The organism is Candidatus Palauibacter sp. (genome assembly GCF_965237495.1).
Taxonomy (GTDB): domain Bacteria; phylum Gemmatimonadota; class Gemmatimonadetes; order Palauibacterales; family Palauibacteraceae; genus Palauibacter.
On record NZ_OZ250143.1, the window covers coordinates 3,748,201 to 3,763,590 of the forward strand.

The following is a 15,390-nucleotide window of genomic DNA, read 5'->3' on the forward strand; positions in this document are numbered from 1 at the left end:
TGAAAGGACGATCCATGGTTCGCGACCCGCATCCTACGGCGATTTTCGGCCTCTTCCTCGCTCTGAGCGCCGCGGCTGGCGGCGGGAGCGAGGTGCACGCGCAGAACGGCCGCGAGGGCGGCGTCCTCACGATCGACCAGCTTCTCTCCATCGAATCCGTCGTCGGAGGCGCGCCCGTCTGGTCGCCCGATGGCTCCGCGATCCTGTTCGAGTCGGCGCTTACGGGCGGTCTCGCGACGCTGCCACCGGAAGGCGGGTTCCCCACCCGGGTGCCGGCGGACATGGGTGGCTCGGGCCACTTCCTCACCTCTCAGATGCCGGGCTGGTCCCCCTCCGGGACGTGGATCTCCTACGTGTCGGACAAGAGCGGCGCCCCCGAGATCTGGATCTGGTCCACGCGCGACGGGGCCGAAGTCCGGCTCACCGACCTCGGGGCGCGGATCAACTCGATGAGCTGGTCCCCGGACGAGCGCTCGATCGTCTTCGCCGGCGACCGCTACGGCAACTACGACATCTGGAAGGTGGACGTCGCGACCCGGCGCGTGGACCGTCTCACCGAGGACAAGCGCTACGAGGTCTTCCCGACCTGGACGCCCGACTCCCGTCACATCCTCTACGTCCGCCTCGACGACACATGGGAGGACCACGACGTGATCGAGGTCGACGCCACGGGCGGGAATCCGCGCACGGTGCTAGAGGACCGTGACTTCTTCGACTACGGGGCGGGCGCGACGTTCGGCTATCCGAGCGTGTCTCCCGACGGGGGCTCGATCCTCTTCCGCTCGCACCGGAGCGGCTGGATCAACTACTGGCTCGCGCCGCGCGAGGGGGGAGAGCCGCGTCCGGTCGCCCCGGCCGAGGCCGACCAGAGCGCCGCGACGTGGTCCCCCGACGGCCGATGGATCACCTACACCGAGAACCACAACGGACACCACGACCTGCGCGTGGTCTCAGCGGACGGGGGCGAGCCGAGGGTGCTCGTGTCACCGGAGGGCGGCGTCGTGTCGAGCCCATCGTGGGCCTCCGACAGCCGCTCGATCGCATACCTGCAGGAGGACCTAACGCGGCCGCGGGACCTGTACGTCGTCTCGCTGGAGGACGGACGCAGCCGGCAACTCACGTCGTCCATGCCGGCCGGCAACCTGGGCGGCCGACTCGTGACACCGGAGAAGATCCACTACGAGAGTACGGACGGATATTCGATCCCGGCCTATCTCTATCGGCCACCGGGTGCGGCGGCAGGAGACCGCCTCCCCGGCGTGATGTGGATCCACGGGGGTCCCACCTCGCAGTTCCACGACACCTTCCAGCAGCACGTGCAGTTCTTCGTCCAGCGGGGATACGTCGTGCTCCTGCCCAACATCCGCGGGAGTTCGGGCTACGGGAAGGACTTCGCCGACGCGAACAACGGCTGCTGGGGGCACTGCGATCTGGAGGACGTGGTCGCGGGCGCCGACTACCTGCGGGCGCTCCCCGAGGTCGATCTCGAGCGGATCGGGATCACGGGGACGAGCTACGGCGGTGTCATGAGCATGTACGCCGTGGCCTTCGCCCCGGACGCCTTCCGCGCCGCGATCCCGGGCTCCGGGTACGCGGACTGGGTCCACTTCTACCACAGCGAGAACGAACTCCGCCACGTCAAACTGCTCGACCACGAATTGGGCCCCTTCGAGACGAGCGAAGACGCGTGGCGCCACAGTTCGGCCATCACGAACGTAGCCGACGTGTCCACGCCGATCCTCCTCGTGCATGGCGTGGGCCGCTATCCGGGCTCCGACCAGTCCGAGATCTTCGCGCGGGCGCTGGAGAACTACTACAAACCGTTCCAATACAAGACGTACCCGAACGAGAACTACTACGTCTACGGGAAGGCGAACCGCCGCCGGATGCTCCTCGACATGCTCGACTTTTTCGAGCAGTTCCTGAGGGACGAGGGGGTGGCGCCCGGGGGCGGTGCGGCCGGCGACCGATGATGGAGCCGACAACGGAGACGGCAATCAAGGCTACCCGACGCGGGAGTCGACTGCTTCTCGTCGCTCTCATGCTGTCGGCATGCGAGCGCGTCGAGCGGGTTCCCTCCGTCGGGGCCGCCGGGGAAGAAAACCCGGCGGCCGGCGGGGTTCGGACGGCCGCTGAGCTCGGCCCGGTGGAAGTGGCGGTCGAGACGAGCCAGGGCGAGTTCGTGATCGCCGTACATCCCGAGTGGGCGCCGCAGGGAGCCGAGGGTTTCCTCACGCTCGTCGAGTCTGGCTACTACGACGATGCCCGCTTCCACCGCGTCGTCCCGGATTTCATCGTCCAGTGGGGGCTCGCCGGCGACCCCGTCCTCACCGCCGAGTGGATGAACGCCTACATCCCCGACGACCCCGTCGTCACCTCCAACACGCGCGGCCGGATCGCCTTCGCCTTCACCGAGCCCGGAACCCGAGCGACCCAGGTGTATATCAACCTCGTGGACAACGTGCGCCTCGACTCGACGGGCTTCGCGCCCTTCGGCGAGGTGATCAGCGGGATGGAGGTCGTGGATGCGCTCTATTCGGGGTACGGTGAGGACTCCGGCGGCGGCCTGCGCCGAGGCGACCAGAGCCGGATCGTCGCGGAAGGCAACCTCTACCTCGACCGCGAATACCCGCTCCTCGACCGCCTCATCCGAGCGAGCCGGCGCTGAGCGGGCCGTTCGGAGCGTACCCTGGTCCAGGCGATTCCGGATCGTCGTCGCAACCATTCTTGCCGCTTGTGCCTCCTGTCGGGCTGTGAACTGGTAGACACGGTGGCCCCTTTCCTGGTCGGCAACAGAGCGCCGACCGCGCTGGGCAAGATCCCCCCAGCGTACAGGGACTGGCGCTATTCGCTGTCACCGGACATTGCTGTCTGGCCGTATTTCGCAGACCCCGATGGGGACTCCCTTACGTTCACTGCTACGACGGACGACCCCAAGACCCTGGGCGTCGGGGTAGCCGGGGGCTTCGTAGAGGTCCGTGGGCGGAGATGGCACGTAGCAACGGTGACCGTCACGGCCACCGACCCAAGCGGCTTGACAGCGCAGCACACGTTCGAATCCGGGGAAGTGGGGCCTACGCCGGGGTCAATCCCGCCAGGCTATCCCGTGCCCCCGCGACCGAGGGGTCAGATCCCTTCTTTTAAGGTCCTTCGCGGTCAGAGTGCTACGGTCCACCTGCGGGACCACTTTGAAGCGTACCAGCCAAGCTTCGAGGCGACTTCGTCCTTGCCCGGCAGCGTGGAGGTGTCGGTCTCGGGTCATACCCTCACAATTGACGGCGTAGATCTGGGCTCGGCGCTCGTGAACGTGAACGCAAGAACCCGCGGCGGCTTGGCGACGCAGGAGTTCAAGGTCGTGGTAGATCGTCCTACGGCCCGTCTCAATTCGGCTCCGGCATTCCAGGGGATTTCTTCTCGGAAAGTCATCCCGCAGGGCACCCGGTTCTCGCTCAATGTCGCGCAGTATTTTTCGGATCCGGAGGGGGACGCGTTGACGTACACGGCCAAGCAGGGCAGCCCGGTCGTGATATGGAGCATTGCGGGGAATACCCCGGTGCCGCGAGGCGCAGTCACGGCCTCGTTCGTCTCCGCGGGGCAGGCTTGGCGTGACAGGCACCAGGCCCGGCTTTTCGCGGATCAGGATCACCGCGACCGATCCGGGCGGATTGCCCGCTAGTGGTGACCTGATGGTGGAGGTAACGCCCCCCGTGCGCCGCTGACGCGCCCCGAAGCGCTAGGGGGTTGCCTTCTGTAGTCCGACCAGTTCTACGGCGCCCGCCGCGCCGAGCCGAAGTAGTTCGTCGAGTTCCGCCCGCGTGAAGGGCGCCCCCTCCGCCGTCCCCTGGACCTCGACGAGGCGGCCGTCTTCGAGGTAGACGAAGTTGAAGTCAACGTCGGCCGCCGCATCCTCCACGTACTCCAGGTCGAGTCGCGCCTCGCCGTCCACCATCCCGGCGCTGATGGCGGCGACCCACTGCCGGAGCGGGCTGGCTTCCAGCGTACCCTCCGATACCAGCCGCTGGAACGCCATCTCTAGGGCTACGCACGCCCCCGTGATCGAGGCGGTACGGGTGCCGCCGTCTGCGACGAGGACGTCGCAGTCCACCGTCACCGTCCGCTCGCCGAGCGCCGACAGGTCGACCGCCGCCCGTAGTGAACGGCCGATGAGGCGCTGGATTTCCTGCGTGCGCCCACGGGGGCCGCGCCGCTCGCGACGTGTCCGCTCGGCCGTGGCCCGGGGCAGCATGGCGTACTCGCCGGTGACCCACCCGCCCCGCCCCTCCCGCCACGGTGGAACGCGTTCCTCCACCGAGGCCGTGCAAAGCACGCGCGTCATCCCCATCGTGATCGTGCACGATCCCTCGGCGAAGGGGGCGGTTCCCGTCTCCAGGGTCGTCGGTCGGAGCGCGTCGAGCGCCCGTCCGTGTGGACGTGCCGGCATGGGGCAGCCTCGGTCGAAAGGTCGAAAGGGAGAACGGATGAACTTCGAACGCGTGGACAGTACGCCGGCCGCGACCCCGCTGCGACGGCGGATCCCCGCCCTCCCCATGCGGGGTGCCCGCTGGCCGGGCTCACCCGGAGCGGCCGCGTGGCCGGCGATCGCGGGCATGATGCTCGCCTGCGCGCCGGGCGATGCTCCTGAAGCGGAAACGGAGATGACGCCGACGAGCGTGCTGTTCACGGGCGCGACGGTCCTCGACGGGTCCGGAGAAGCGTCGTTCACGGCCGACGTCGCGGTGGAGGGCGACCGGATCACCTTCGTGGGCGATGCCGTAGCCGCCGAGATCGCCATGCGCGACACGATCGCGCTCGACGGCCTCCTCCTGACCCCCGGCTTCATCGACATGCACAGTCACATCAATGTCGACGAGGCCTACGGGCGCCCCGCCGTCGAGTTCCTGACGCAGGGCATCACGACGGGCGTCGTCGGCGTCGACGGGTCGAGCAGCGTCGATCTCGCCTCGCTGTATGACGAGCTGGAGAGCGCCGGAGTCGGCAAGAACATCGTCTCCTACGTCGGACATGGATCCGTCCGCCAGGCCGTCATTGGAATGGATGACCGTGCTCCCACGGCGGACGAACTCGAACAGATGAGGACGCTCGTCCGAAGGGGGATGGAGGACGGCGCCTTCGGGCTCTCTACCGGTCTCTTCTACACGCCCGGTTACTACGCGGAGCCCGAAGAGGTCATCGCACTCGGCAGGGTCGCGGCGGAATACCCGATCGCCGGCGACCATGCCCCGGTCTACGACACCCACGACCGGGACCTCGGCGCCACCTACCAGGGGATCGGCTACCTGAACTCGATCCGGGAGGCGATCCACATCGGCGCGGAGTCGGGACTGCGGACCATCTTCAGCCACTTCAACGCGCAGGGCGCGGCGCTCTACGGGCGGGCGTCGGAAGGCGCGGCGCTCATCGACTCGGCGCGGGCGGAGGGCATCGAAGTGGCGGGCGCGCAGCACGTCTACACGTCGACGATGTCGAGCCTGCGCGCCTACACGATCCCGCGCTGGGCGCAGGCCGGCGGCCCGGAACAGATGGTCCGCCGCTTCCAGAACCCCGACACGGCGCGCGTCCTCGATGTACAGACGATGGAGATGCTCGAGATCCGCGGCGGGCCCGAGAAGATCGTCTTTGCCGACGCGAGACCCGAGTTCAACGGCAAGACGCTGGCCGATGTGGCGGCGGCGCGCGGGCTGCCCGTCCCCGAGGCGGTGCGGGAGATCATGTCCGAGTCGAACCCGTGGGTGATGAACCGCGATCTCTACGACGTCGAGAACACGCGCTACCTGGCGACGATGCCGTGGATGATGACGTGCACCGACGGAGCCACGCCCGTCCCCGGGGCGGAGATCGTACACCCCCGGGTCTACGGGACTTTCCCCAAGAAGATCAAGGATTTCGTGGACGGGGACGGCGCGATCGGGCTCCCCTTCGCGATCCGCGGCATGTCGGGTCTCGCGGCGGACTTTCTACGCCTGGACGACCGCGGCTACATCCGGGAGGGGATGATCGCCGACATCGCCGTCATCGACCTCGACCGGTTCACGGACCGGGCGACGTACGATGATCCGCACCAGTACTCGGAGGGCGTGGTGCACGTGCTCGTGAACGGCCGGTTCGCGATCCGGGACGACGAAGTGACCGGCGAACTTGCCGGCCGTCCTCTGCGCCGGCCCCAGACACCCTAGAGCGGGAGCCATCCCATGACGTCAGCGCGCTTCTCAGCGCCAGCGGCCGCCGTTCTCGTGTTCTCCGTGTTTCCGGCGGGGGCCGCCGGCCAGACGGGACTCGTCGTCGAGGACGGGCAGGCGCAGATCGTCCCCGCCTTCGCCGATTCGTCCAGCTGGATCCGGCATGAGCTGTGGGTCGAGACCGAGTTCGATTCCGACGGAGACGGCCGGCCCGACCGCGTGCACGTGGACGTCACGCGCCCGGCGCAGACCGATGACGAGGGGCTGCAGGTGCCGGTGATCTACGAGACCAGCCCCTATTACTCAGGCGTCGCCGGCGTCGATCTCCAGCACTTCTGGAACATCCGCCAGGAGGTGGGCGGCGAACCCCGGGCGCGCGACCCCTTTCCCCCCACGATTGCCCACGTTCCCAGCCAGCCGAGGATTTCCCGTTCTCATGTAGCGACCTGGGTGCCCAGGGGCTTCGCCGTGGTCCACTCCCAGTCCCCGGGGACGGGCCAGTCGCAGGGGTGTCCGACGGTGGGCGGCGCGAACGAGTCGCTGGCGCCCAAGGCCGTGATCGACTGGCTCAACGGACGGGCGCGCGGCTTCACGAGCGTGGACGGGGACGAAGAGGTGCGAGCCGATTGGGCGACGGGAAGGGTCGGAATGACCGGAACCTCCTACAACGGCACGCTCCCTCTGGCCGCCGCGACCACCGGCGTAGAAGGTCTCGAAGCGATCGTTCCCGTGGCGCCCAACACCTCCTACTATCACTACTACCGCTCCAACGGGCTGGTAAGGTCGCCGGGAGGATATCCGGGCGAGGACGTCGATGTGCTGTTCGACTTCATCTTCAGCGGCTTCCCCGACGTGCGCGACTACTGCCTGACCACGGTGCGCGACGAGATGACGGCCAACCTCGACCGCGCGACCGGCGACTACAGCGATTTCTGGGCGAGCCGGGATTACCTGAACCACATCGACGGCGTGCGCGCGGCCACCTTGATGAGTCACGGCTTCAACGACTGGAACGTCATGCCCGAGCACAGCTACCGCATCTCAATGGCGCTGCGGGAGCGGGGTGTGCCGCTGCAGATCTTCTACCACCAGGGAGGGCACGGCGGCCCGCCGCCGCTGGAACTCGTTAACCGGTGGTTCACGCGCTACGTGGCTGGCGGCGAGAACGGGGTCGAGGGCGACCCGGCGGCGTGGATCGTGCGGGAGGGAGCCGACCGCGAGCAGCCGACGCCCTATGCGAGCTATCCCCACCCCGAAGCCGAGGGCGTGGCGCTCCGTCCGGGAGGCGACGGGCACTGGACGGGTGTCCTCTCGCTCGAAGGTCCAGCCGATGACCGCGGCGGGGACCCGGCAAGCGGAACGATCTTCGACAACTTCTCGTTCGCGGGCGGGCAACTCGCCGCGGCCGAATGGTCGAACCACCGCCTCCTCTACGCGACACCCGAACTCAGCGAGGACGTACATCTCTCGGGTGTGGCGACCGTCCGCGTGCGCGTGTCGGCGGACGCGCCGGCAGCCAATCTGTCCGTCTGGCTCGTGTCCCTGCCCTGGACCGAGAGCGACGATCTCAACGATAACGTCATTACGAGAGGCTGGGCCGACCCGGCCAACGCGGGTGCCGAAGAGATCGCCTCGCCTCGCAGCGGCACGCCGCTCAAGCCCGGGGAGTTCGTTGAACTCGAGTTCCCGCTGCAACCCGACGATCAGGTCATCCCCGCCGGGGCCCGCATCGGCCTCATGATCTTCTCCAGCGACAGGGAGTTCACGCTCCACCCCGACCCCGGCACGACCCTGAGCGTAGATCTGGACGGAACCCGCATCGAGCTGCCGGTCGTAGGAGGGAGCGCGGCCCTGCGGCGTGCACTGGGGGTGCCCGCCTCCTGAGCCCATGCCAGGGGCCCCCCGCCCCCGGCGGTCCGGTGCAACCCTGAGCCTCAAGACGGCCTCCAAGGGGTGCTGCCGACAACCTGCGGAGGAGGACCGAGCCCGATGATCGATTGCCGACTCTCGTGTGCCCGTCGCGCGCGGCGCGACTCGCGCGCGGTTCTCTTCGTCGCACTCTGCTCCGCGGTCGCCTGTGGTTACGGGCGCCCCGAAACGGAAGACGCGTACCGAAGCACCGTTCAGGTCTCGGATTCCGCAGGCGTAACGAACATTTCTCTTGGCAGAGTCGAAGACCTTTCGGTCCCGGACCTCGAAACGAGGCTCGTCTTCTCCACCCGGGAACTCGGCGTCGAGTTGTTCTACGCGGGCGGCGCACTCCTCCTCGACGACGGCAGCCTGGCGCTGGCCAACACGGGCGCGAGCGAGGTCCTGCTCTTCTCCCGCGACGGTTCGCTAGCAACCCGGGTGGGCGGCCAAGGCGAGGGGCCGGGCGAGTTCAGCGCGATCACCACCCTGATCGGGACTCCCGAGGGGTTTGTAGCCTACGACGCGCGGTTGGCGCGCCTCACCGAGTTCTCCGCGAACGGGGAATTCATCGACTCGTGGCCCCTGTCCGCGCAGAGCTCCATCGTCGATCTGAGACCCCTCGCGATAGCCGCCGATGGGAGCATGCTGGCGATCCTGGGCGAGCAGCGATTCTTCATGCCCGAGGGAACCAAACGCGATACCACGCCGCTGCTCTCGTTCGCGGATCCCGGGACCGAGCCCGACACGCTCGCCCTGCTCCCCGCGACGGAATGGAGCTATGGGGCGATTCCCGGCGGAGGCGCAACCCGCAGAGAACCGGGGTTCGGGCGGGACATCGTGGCCAGCGGGTTCCGGGATCGAGCCATGCTCGGCGATACGGACCTCCTCGAGTTGTCCGTCCATACTGCCGAGGGGAATCAAACGCGTCGCATTCGCGGAACGGGCGGTGGCTGGCCGGTGACGGCGGACGAGATCGAGACATCGAGGGCGGCCCGGCTCGCCCGGCTCGGTTCGGACGCACCTGACTGGTATGCGCAGATGATCGAGAACGCCCCCTTCAGGGAGACGCACCCGGCCTTCCACTCGGCGGTGCTGGGCCCCGACGAGTTGGTCTGGATCGGGCTCGCGACCCGTCCGGCCGAGGAGACGAGAGACTGGCTCGTCATCGGACCCGACGGACAGCCGCGGGGACGGCTGAATCTCCCCGCCGAAGCGAGCGTGCTTGCCGTCGATGCCGACCGCTTCGTGGTACTCCAGCGCGACGCGCTGGACGAGGAGGAAGTCCGGCTCTACCGCTACTAGCAGGGTCGCCAGCCGCCAGCGTTCCCCTGACAGGTTCCCGGCGCCCGTGGCACTTCGGCGCGAAACCATCCACAATTGCATGCGTACGGCTGATCGGCATGCCTCTGCTGGCATATCCGAAGCGTGACATCCCCGTGAACCGACGAGGCCGCGCGGCCAAGCATGAAGAACCCGTCCATTCTGCTCATCGGACTGCTCGCAGCGGTCCAGGCGTGCACTAGCGCGGGCCGCGGCCCAGCCGACACAGCCGTGCGGCCGGACGCGGCGCGCGTGGCCGAACTCGAGGCCATCTACCGGTCGCGCGCCGAGGCCGGCCTCCGGGACGCACACGAGGCCGACATCCGCTTCATGACGCACATGATCCCGCATCATGCGCAGGCGCTGGTCATGGCCGGTTTCGCGCCGGCCAACGAAGCGAGCCCATCGATCCGGACCCTGTGTGCCCGAATCATCAACGCGCAGACCGATGAGATCGCCATCATGAGCCGCTGGCTGTCCGATCGCGGCCTTCCGCTGCCCCGGGAGCCCATGCACATGCCGGGGATGCTCACCCCGGAACAACTCGCGGAGCTGGAAGCCGCGCGGGGCGCCGACTTCGACCGGCTCTTCCTCGAATACATGATCCAGCACCACAACGGTGCCGTCACGATGGTGCGGGAGTTATTCGCCACGGACGGCGCCGCGCAGGACGACTTCGTCTTCAAGCTGGCCTCCGACATCCATGTCGATCAGGCCACCGAAATCGCCCGCATGAAGTTGATGCTCGAGGCGCTCGCCGCGCCGGAGCCGGGCGGCTGATTCGTGAAGTTCAACCCCATCGAAGGATCCAGGATGATTCCCGTGACGAAGGGACAGATCAGGATGCATTTCTCCGAGCGCTTCGCGACGCTGCTCGCCTGCGTGGTCGCCGCCGGAGGGCTGGCCGGCTGCGCCGCCTACCGGTCGGCGGACTCCGGCATGGGCCCGGCGCCCGCCGGTGCGAGTCCCGCGATGGTCGGCCTGCGGGCCAATCCTCCGACGCCGGACCCGAGAGTCGGCCTCGCGCCCGGCCTCTTCGATGCGGGCGAGGCGGCCTGGAATCTCCGGCTCGTGTCGGCCACGCCGCCGACGGAGCCGTTCGTCGGCAAGACGAACTCCGACCTCGCCTTCACCGGCCCGTACGCGATTCAGGGCAACTACGACGGGATCCAGATCTGGGATATCTCCAACCCGGCGAACCCCGAGTCCGTCGTGACGTACGTGTGTCCCGCGTCCCAGAGCGACGTCTCCGTGTACGAGCACCTGCTGTTCGTGTCCGGGGAGGGTTTCGGCGGCAGGCTGGACTGCGGTGAGGAGGGAGTCGAGGAGGAGGTAAGCCACGACCGGCTGCGCGGGATCCGCATCTTCGACATCTCCGACATCGCAGCCCCCGAGTACGTCGCCAACGTCCAGACGTGCCGCGGCTCGCACACGCACACCGTGCTCGAGCACCCGGGAGATGACGAGAACGTCTACATCTACGTGTCGGGTTCCGCTCCGGTGAGGCCGGCGGAAGAACTCGCCGGCTGCTCCGGCGCCCCGCCGAACGAGGATCCGAACTCGGCGCTCTTCCGCATCGAGGTCATCCGGGTACCGCTCGCCGATCCCGCGAGCGCAGCGGTCGTCAGTTCCCCCCGCATCTTCGAGGATCTCGTCGCGCCTCCCACTCACGGTCCGGCGCCTGACGACCGCGCCGAGATGGATGAAGCCCGCGCTCAGGGCGCCATGGTCGTCGAGGCCATGGGTCAGCAGATCGCCCTTCCTCCCCAGTACGTCAGCGTGATGCTGGACTCCATGGTGGTCCTGCGCGGTGGAGAAGGTCCGCCGATGGCCCAGGACACCGCGGCGCTGCACGAGTTCGTGAACAACATGATCTCCGAGAGGATGGGTGGCATCGATCCGAATGCGGGTCCGACGCAGTGCCACGACATCACCGTCTATCCGGCCATCGGCCTCGCCGGCGGGGCGTGTGGAGGGTACGGTCTGCTCATCGACATCAGCGATCCGGAGAACCCGCGACGGCTCGCCGCCGTCGCCGACTCCAACTTCTCCTACTGGCACTCGGCCACCTTCAACAACGACGGCACTGCCATCCTGTTCACCGATGAATGGGGTGGCGGTGGCTCGCCGAAGTGCCGTGCGACGGACCCGATGGAGTGGGGCGCCAACGCGATCTTCACCATCGAGGGCACCGAGATGGACTTCCAGAGCTACTTCAAGCTGCCCGCCCCGCAGACGCCGGAGGAGAACTGCGTGGCCCACAACGGGTCGCTGATCCCGATCCCCGGACGCGACATCATGATTCAGGGGTGGTATCAGGGCGGAATCTCGCTCATCGACTGGACCGACCCCACGAACCCGGTGGAGATCGCGTATTTCGACCGCGGTCCCGTGAACCCCGAGCGGATGCAGATGGGCGGCAGCTGGTCCGTGTACTGGTACAACGGCGTCATCGTCAATTCCGAGATCGCGCGCGGCCTCGACATCTTCGAGTTGACCCCGAGCGAAGTGATGACGCAGAACGAGATCGACGCCGCCAACTCGGTCCGGCTCACGCACCTCAACTCCCAGGGCCAGCCCATCTTCGAGTGGCCCGCGACGTTCGCGCTGGCGGGGGCCTATCTGGACCAACTGGAGCGGCACCGCGGGCTCGCCGCCGCGAGAATCGGCGCGATCCGGGAGGAACTGGCCGGAGCCGAGGAGATGACGGGGTCCTCGCGAGGTGGCGCGCTTCGCTCGCTGTCCGAAGCGGTCGGCCGTGACGCCGCCGGATCCGGCGACGCCGCGAAGGTCCGCATGCTGGCCGACGCGGTCCGGGCCCTCGCGGCCGCCGGCATGTAGGGGTCGCCGGCACGTCGGCCCCTGTCGCGAAATGCCCACGTTGATCGAAGCCCCGGCCGTCATCGAGGCGGCCGGGAACAAACCCAAGCGGATCGAGGAATACGCGGGCCGAGTCCGGTCGGGGCACGACGGCGTCAGCGTTGCGCGGATGGTGTCGCCGTCCGGCTGGGTCGAACCGGGTCAGCGCCCCGAGTTCGAGGAGATCACCGTCGTGTTGCGGGGGATGCTCCGCGTGGAACACGAAGGCGGCGCTCTCGACGTCGAAGCCGGCCAGGCCGTCGTGACGCACCCCGCCGAATGGGTCCGCTACAGCACCCCGGGCCCCGACGGGGCGGAATACGTCGCCGTCTGCCTACCCGCCTTCTCGCCCGACGCCGTCCACCGGGACGCCTAGCAACCCCCCCCAAAATGGGACTTGTCTTGACGAGTAGAAACGCGCTGATACCTGCATTCATGGCGGTCAGCTCGGCGGCGAATGCTCTCTACTTTTGGGCTGAGTGTAGTTCTCCTCGGCGTCTGCGCGATAGGTGCCTGCGTCGGACTCGGAAGAAGTCTTTGAGAGCGAAGGTCATGAAGTGGACGGTGCCTGCTCTCCGTTGTGTTTGTCATCCGACGATACCTGCTCTTCGTCGCTTGTCTCGTTAGGAGCCAGAACGGTATCGAGCTTGCCTTCGGAAACAAAAATCAGGATGGTGTCAGGGAGCTGGCGGATGTTCAAGATGGCTCTTGCCAGATTCCTTACGACACGTGGTCCTCGTTCTGGAAGCACGAGAAGCACTCCCAGGAAGCACTCTATTCCGCCTTCGACCCACCACCACTTGTTGGAACTGAGAACTTGGGAAACGGCCATGCCGTGATCCATCAACCAGAACACCGTAGTGATGATTTTGTATCCCGTCACCGCGATGAAGAGCGTACCTAATCCTAATCGCAAGAACGCTTCCAGATAAGACTCATTGGACAATTTCCAATTATGATTCGGGTTAGGAGTGTTCCAGCGATAAAGAACGATGATCGTTCCACAAGTGTAGAAATATGGTCCCGACAACTCTACGTTACCGAACCAGAGAGGAACCATACCTGCGAACATGATAAGAGGAAAAAGTGACCAGATCCGGTCGATGACGGCTTGGACGTTCACGGATTTTGTTCTCCCCCGTGTGTGCAAGTACGACAATCACCTGACACCCGGCCTCGCCGAGGTCAGCGCTTCAGGCTGCGGTCTTCACCTCACTCTTGGTTGACTTCTTCCGATTCCTGGGCTCCCGGATCGCCGCCCGGAGAACCTGATAGGGCGTCCGTCCCTCCATACCGCGGCCGCGGTGGGGACAGTTCCGGTTGTAGGTTTCGAGATAGGCGTCCAGAGCGGCCTGCATCTCCTCCACCACGCCGGGCCCGGAGGGGGCGGAATATGTCGCGGTCTGCCTGCCGGCCTTCTCTCCCGACACCGTCCACCGCGGTAAGCCAGTTGGGAGGAGCCTCACGGTAGAAGGACAACCAAAAGGTGTCCGTTCCACTAGCTCCCGCATGCTGTGGTGTTTTTCCGATGACGTGTTCGTGCAGGAGAGTCTTCGAAATAGCCCAGCATTGGGCATCGAACGGCGAGATGCCAAGACAAATTGCGTAGTCATAGTTCTGGTCACGCAGTTGCTGGAACTTGAAAACCCCGGATTTCCATAGCGTAGAAAACTTGATTTCTACTCGCTTGCCAGCGATGATCCGATCTGCTTCGGAGTCCCCGCTCGCAGTTACGTCGAATCCCTTCGCTGTACACCACTCCGCCACCAGTTGCTCACCGATCTTCCCCACCTGCCGTGAAGGTCGTGACTTGATCCACTGGAACGGGCTACCCGCCCACGGGTCGCTCTCTTCTTCGTCTAGATAGTCCTTCTCAAGGTCACGAGCGATAGACATCAGTGACTGGACCTCTCCGTCTCTTGTGTTCTTCCGCGAACCGGTCATCAGTCGCGTTCCCCTCCGAACAGCTGCTGCTGAGCGCCAGCGTCTTGGAAGCCAGAGGGATCGAACCCTTCCCAGTGGACCCCGGGCACATGCTGGAATCGTTTCGCCATCACTTCCAGGGCTTCGGGGTTGTTGTCCACTAGAATGAAGTCTCTTCCCAACTCGTGAGCGGCGGCTCCCGTTGTACCACTGCCCGCGAAGAAATCGAGGACGATGTCATCCGGCCGTGAGGACGCGGTGACGATACGCCGCAGGATCCCCAACGGTTTCTGGGTCGGATAGCCCGTTCGCTCGGCGCCATTCGTAGGGACGATCGTGTGCCACCAGGTGTCGGTCGGCAGCTTCCCACGTGCGGCCTTATCGGGTCCGACCAAGCCGGGTGCCATGTAGGGGATTCTCTCGATCTGGTCTATGTTGAAGATGTAGTTGGACAAGTCCTTCACGTAGAATAGAATGTTGTCGTGCTTGGCGGGCCATCTGGTCTTGGGACGCGCCCCGTAGTCGTACGCCCATATGATCTCGTTCAGGAAGTTCTCGGGCCCAAAGAGACTGTCGAGCAAGAGTCGACAATGATGTACCTCTCGGTAGTCCACGTGAAAGTATAGCGATCCGTGAGAAGCCAGGATCCGGTAAGCTTCGACGAGCCGAGGTTCCAGGAAACCCATGTAGTCGTCGAACTGGTCGCGGAAGCGCCGCGTACCGAGGACGGTAGTTTGGTAGCGGCGCCCTTGGAATCCCGTCCGATCGCCATTTGCGGCACGATGGGTCTGGATGCGCGTGCGGCGCTGGGTCTTGCCAGTGTTGAACGGCGGGTCGATGTAGATGAGATCGGCGTGGCCGTCGGGCAGATCCGAGAGCACATGCAGGTTGTCTCCAAGGATGATACGTGGCATCGCCGCTCCTGAGCTGGGTAGCGTCTCGGAGGATTCAAGGCTGCTGCTACGCCTTGGGCCCCTGCCGGTGAAAGGTAGGGACGGGGCACTAGCCATCCAAGCCGGGTCCGAGAAAGAGGCGTAGCGCCGCACAGGGCAGCCGGGCCGCCGCCGCCCCATTGCCCGCCCGGCGTTGGGACGCCACGATCAACCCCCGATAAAAGGAACACTCGACCGGCGGACGGCCCGCTTCGAGGTCTGACCGCCTGAGACAAGCGGATGCGCCG

Annotated in this window: 12 protein-coding genes and 1 pseudogene; 10 read left to right on the plus strand and 3 right to left on the minus strand. The window is 66.3% G+C overall.

The window, feature by feature from the left end; all coding sequences use genetic code 11:
- Positions 1-14 precede the first annotated feature (14 nt).
- From ACPXY0_RS16485 to ACPXY0_RS16495, 3 genes are all read left to right on the plus strand, one after another.
- The gene (locus ACPXY0_RS16485; protein ID WP_423926421.1) at positions 15-1,973 is read left to right on the plus strand and encodes a prolyl oligopeptidase family serine peptidase; all 1,959 of its coding nucleotides are present in this window, start codon (positions 15-17) and stop codon (positions 1,971-1,973) included.
- The gene (locus ACPXY0_RS16490; RefSeq protein ID WP_423926423.1) at positions 1,973-2,668 is read left to right on the plus strand and encodes a peptidylprolyl isomerase; all 696 of its coding nucleotides are present in this window, start codon (positions 1,973-1,975) and stop codon (positions 2,666-2,668) included. The genes ACPXY0_RS16485 and ACPXY0_RS16490 overlap by 1 nt, the downstream gene beginning before the upstream one ends.
- 558 nt (positions 2,669-3,226) lie before the next feature.
- Positions 3,227-3,676 carry a hypothetical protein gene (locus tag ACPXY0_RS16495; RefSeq protein ID WP_423926425.1) on the plus strand — a complete coding sequence of 150 codons (450 nt, stop codon included), beginning with the start codon at positions 3,227-3,229 and terminating at the stop codon, positions 3,674-3,676.
- Between the two features lie 57 nt (positions 3,677-3,733).
- Here ACPXY0_RS16495 and rph read toward each other — a convergent pair whose 3' ends face one another.
- Complete coding sequence (gene rph, locus ACPXY0_RS16500; protein ID WP_423926427.1) at positions 3,734-4,441, minus strand: ribonuclease PH; 708 nt, start codon at positions 4,439-4,441, stop codon at positions 3,734-3,736.
- A gap of 37 nt (positions 4,442-4,478) precedes the next feature.
- Between rph and ACPXY0_RS16505 the strand changes: the two genes are divergently transcribed.
- From ACPXY0_RS16505 to ACPXY0_RS16530, 6 genes are all read left to right on the plus strand, one after another.
- Positions 4,479-6,194 carry an N-acyl-D-amino-acid deacylase family protein gene (locus ACPXY0_RS16505; protein WP_423926429.1) on the plus strand — a complete coding sequence of 572 codons (1,716 nt, stop codon included), beginning with the start codon at positions 4,479-4,481 and terminating at the stop codon, positions 6,192-6,194.
- 15 nt (positions 6,195-6,209) lie between these two features.
- Positions 6,210-8,081 carry a Xaa-Pro dipeptidyl-peptidase gene (locus ACPXY0_RS16510; protein WP_423926431.1) on the plus strand — a complete coding sequence of 624 codons (1,872 nt, stop codon included), beginning with the start codon at positions 6,210-6,212 and terminating at the stop codon, positions 8,079-8,081.
- A gap of 105 nt (positions 8,082-8,186) precedes the next feature.
- Entirely contained in the window at positions 8,187-9,410 is a 1,224-nt protein-coding gene (locus ACPXY0_RS16515) for a hypothetical protein (RefSeq protein ID WP_423926433.1), read from the plus strand.
- Positions 9,411-9,572: 162 nt separating this feature from the next.
- Positions 9,573-10,208 (plus strand): DUF305 domain-containing protein, encoded by a 636-nt coding sequence (locus ACPXY0_RS16520; protein WP_423926435.1) that lies wholly within the window; start codon positions 9,573-9,575, stop codon positions 10,206-10,208.
- A gap of 33 nt (positions 10,209-10,241) precedes the next feature.
- Positions 10,242-12,269 (plus strand): LVIVD repeat-containing protein, encoded by a 2,028-nt coding sequence (locus tag ACPXY0_RS16525; protein WP_423926437.1) that lies wholly within the window; start codon positions 10,242-10,244, stop codon positions 12,267-12,269.
- A gap of 31 nt (positions 12,270-12,300) precedes the next feature.
- The gene (locus ACPXY0_RS16530) at positions 12,301-12,663 is read left to right on the plus strand and encodes a cupin domain-containing protein (protein ID WP_423926439.1); all 363 of its coding nucleotides are present in this window, start codon (positions 12,301-12,303) and stop codon (positions 12,661-12,663) included.
- 174 nt (positions 12,664-12,837) lie between these two features.
- On the opposite strand, the gene ACPXY0_RS16535 is transcribed toward ACPXY0_RS16530, so the two are convergent.
- Positions 12,838-13,410 (minus strand): hypothetical protein, encoded by a 573-nt coding sequence (locus tag ACPXY0_RS16535; protein ID WP_423926441.1) that lies wholly within the window; start codon positions 13,408-13,410, stop codon positions 12,838-12,840.
- 242 nt (positions 13,411-13,652) lie between these two features.
- Between ACPXY0_RS16535 and ACPXY0_RS16540 the strand changes: the two are divergent.
- Positions 13,653-13,727: pseudogene (locus tag ACPXY0_RS16540) on the plus strand (cupin domain-containing protein); the annotation flags it as partial.
- Positions 13,728-14,230: 503 nt separating this feature from the next.
- Here the strand turns inward: ACPXY0_RS16540 and ACPXY0_RS16545 are convergent.
- Positions 14,231-15,124 (minus strand): DNA-methyltransferase, encoded by an 894-nt coding sequence (locus ACPXY0_RS16545; protein ID WP_423926443.1) that lies wholly within the window; start codon positions 15,122-15,124, stop codon positions 14,231-14,233.
- Positions 15,125-15,390 lie beyond the last annotated feature (266 nt).

Bases quoted from the DNA above. Each gene is read 5' to 3' on its own strand.
- ACPXY0_RS16490 (WP_423926423.1), top strand. From the start codon at position 1,973: ATGGAGCCGACAACGGAGACGGCAATCAAGGCTACCCGACGCGGGAGT.
- ACPXY0_RS16530 (WP_423926439.1), top strand. From the start codon at position 12,301: ATGCCCACGTTGATCGAAGCCCCGGCCGTCATCGAGGCGGCCGGGAAC.
- ACPXY0_RS16520 (WP_423926435.1), top strand. From the start codon at position 9,573: ATGAAGAACCCGTCCATTCTGCTCATCGGACTGCTCGCAGCGGTCCAG.
- rph (WP_423926427.1), bottom strand. From the start codon at position 4,441: ATGCCGGCACGTCCACACGGACGGGCGCTCGACGCGCTCCGACCGACG.
- ACPXY0_RS16505 (WP_423926429.1), top strand. From the start codon at position 4,479: ATGAACTTCGAACGCGTGGACAGTACGCCGGCCGCGACCCCGCTGCGA.
- ACPXY0_RS16515 (WP_423926433.1), top strand. From the start codon at position 8,187: ATGATCGATTGCCGACTCTCGTGTGCCCGTCGCGCGCGGCGCGACTCG.
- ACPXY0_RS16510 (WP_423926431.1), top strand. From the start codon at position 6,210: ATGACGTCAGCGCGCTTCTCAGCGCCAGCGGCCGCCGTTCTCGTGTTC.
- ACPXY0_RS16525 (WP_423926437.1), top strand. From the start codon at position 10,242: ATGATTCCCGTGACGAAGGGACAGATCAGGATGCATTTCTCCGAGCGC.
- ACPXY0_RS16485 (WP_423926421.1), top strand. From the start codon at position 15: ATGGTTCGCGACCCGCATCCTACGGCGATTTTCGGCCTCTTCCTCGCT.
- ACPXY0_RS16545 (WP_423926443.1), bottom strand. From the start codon at position 15,124: ATGCCACGTATCATCCTTGGAGACAACCTGCATGTGCTCTCGGATCTG.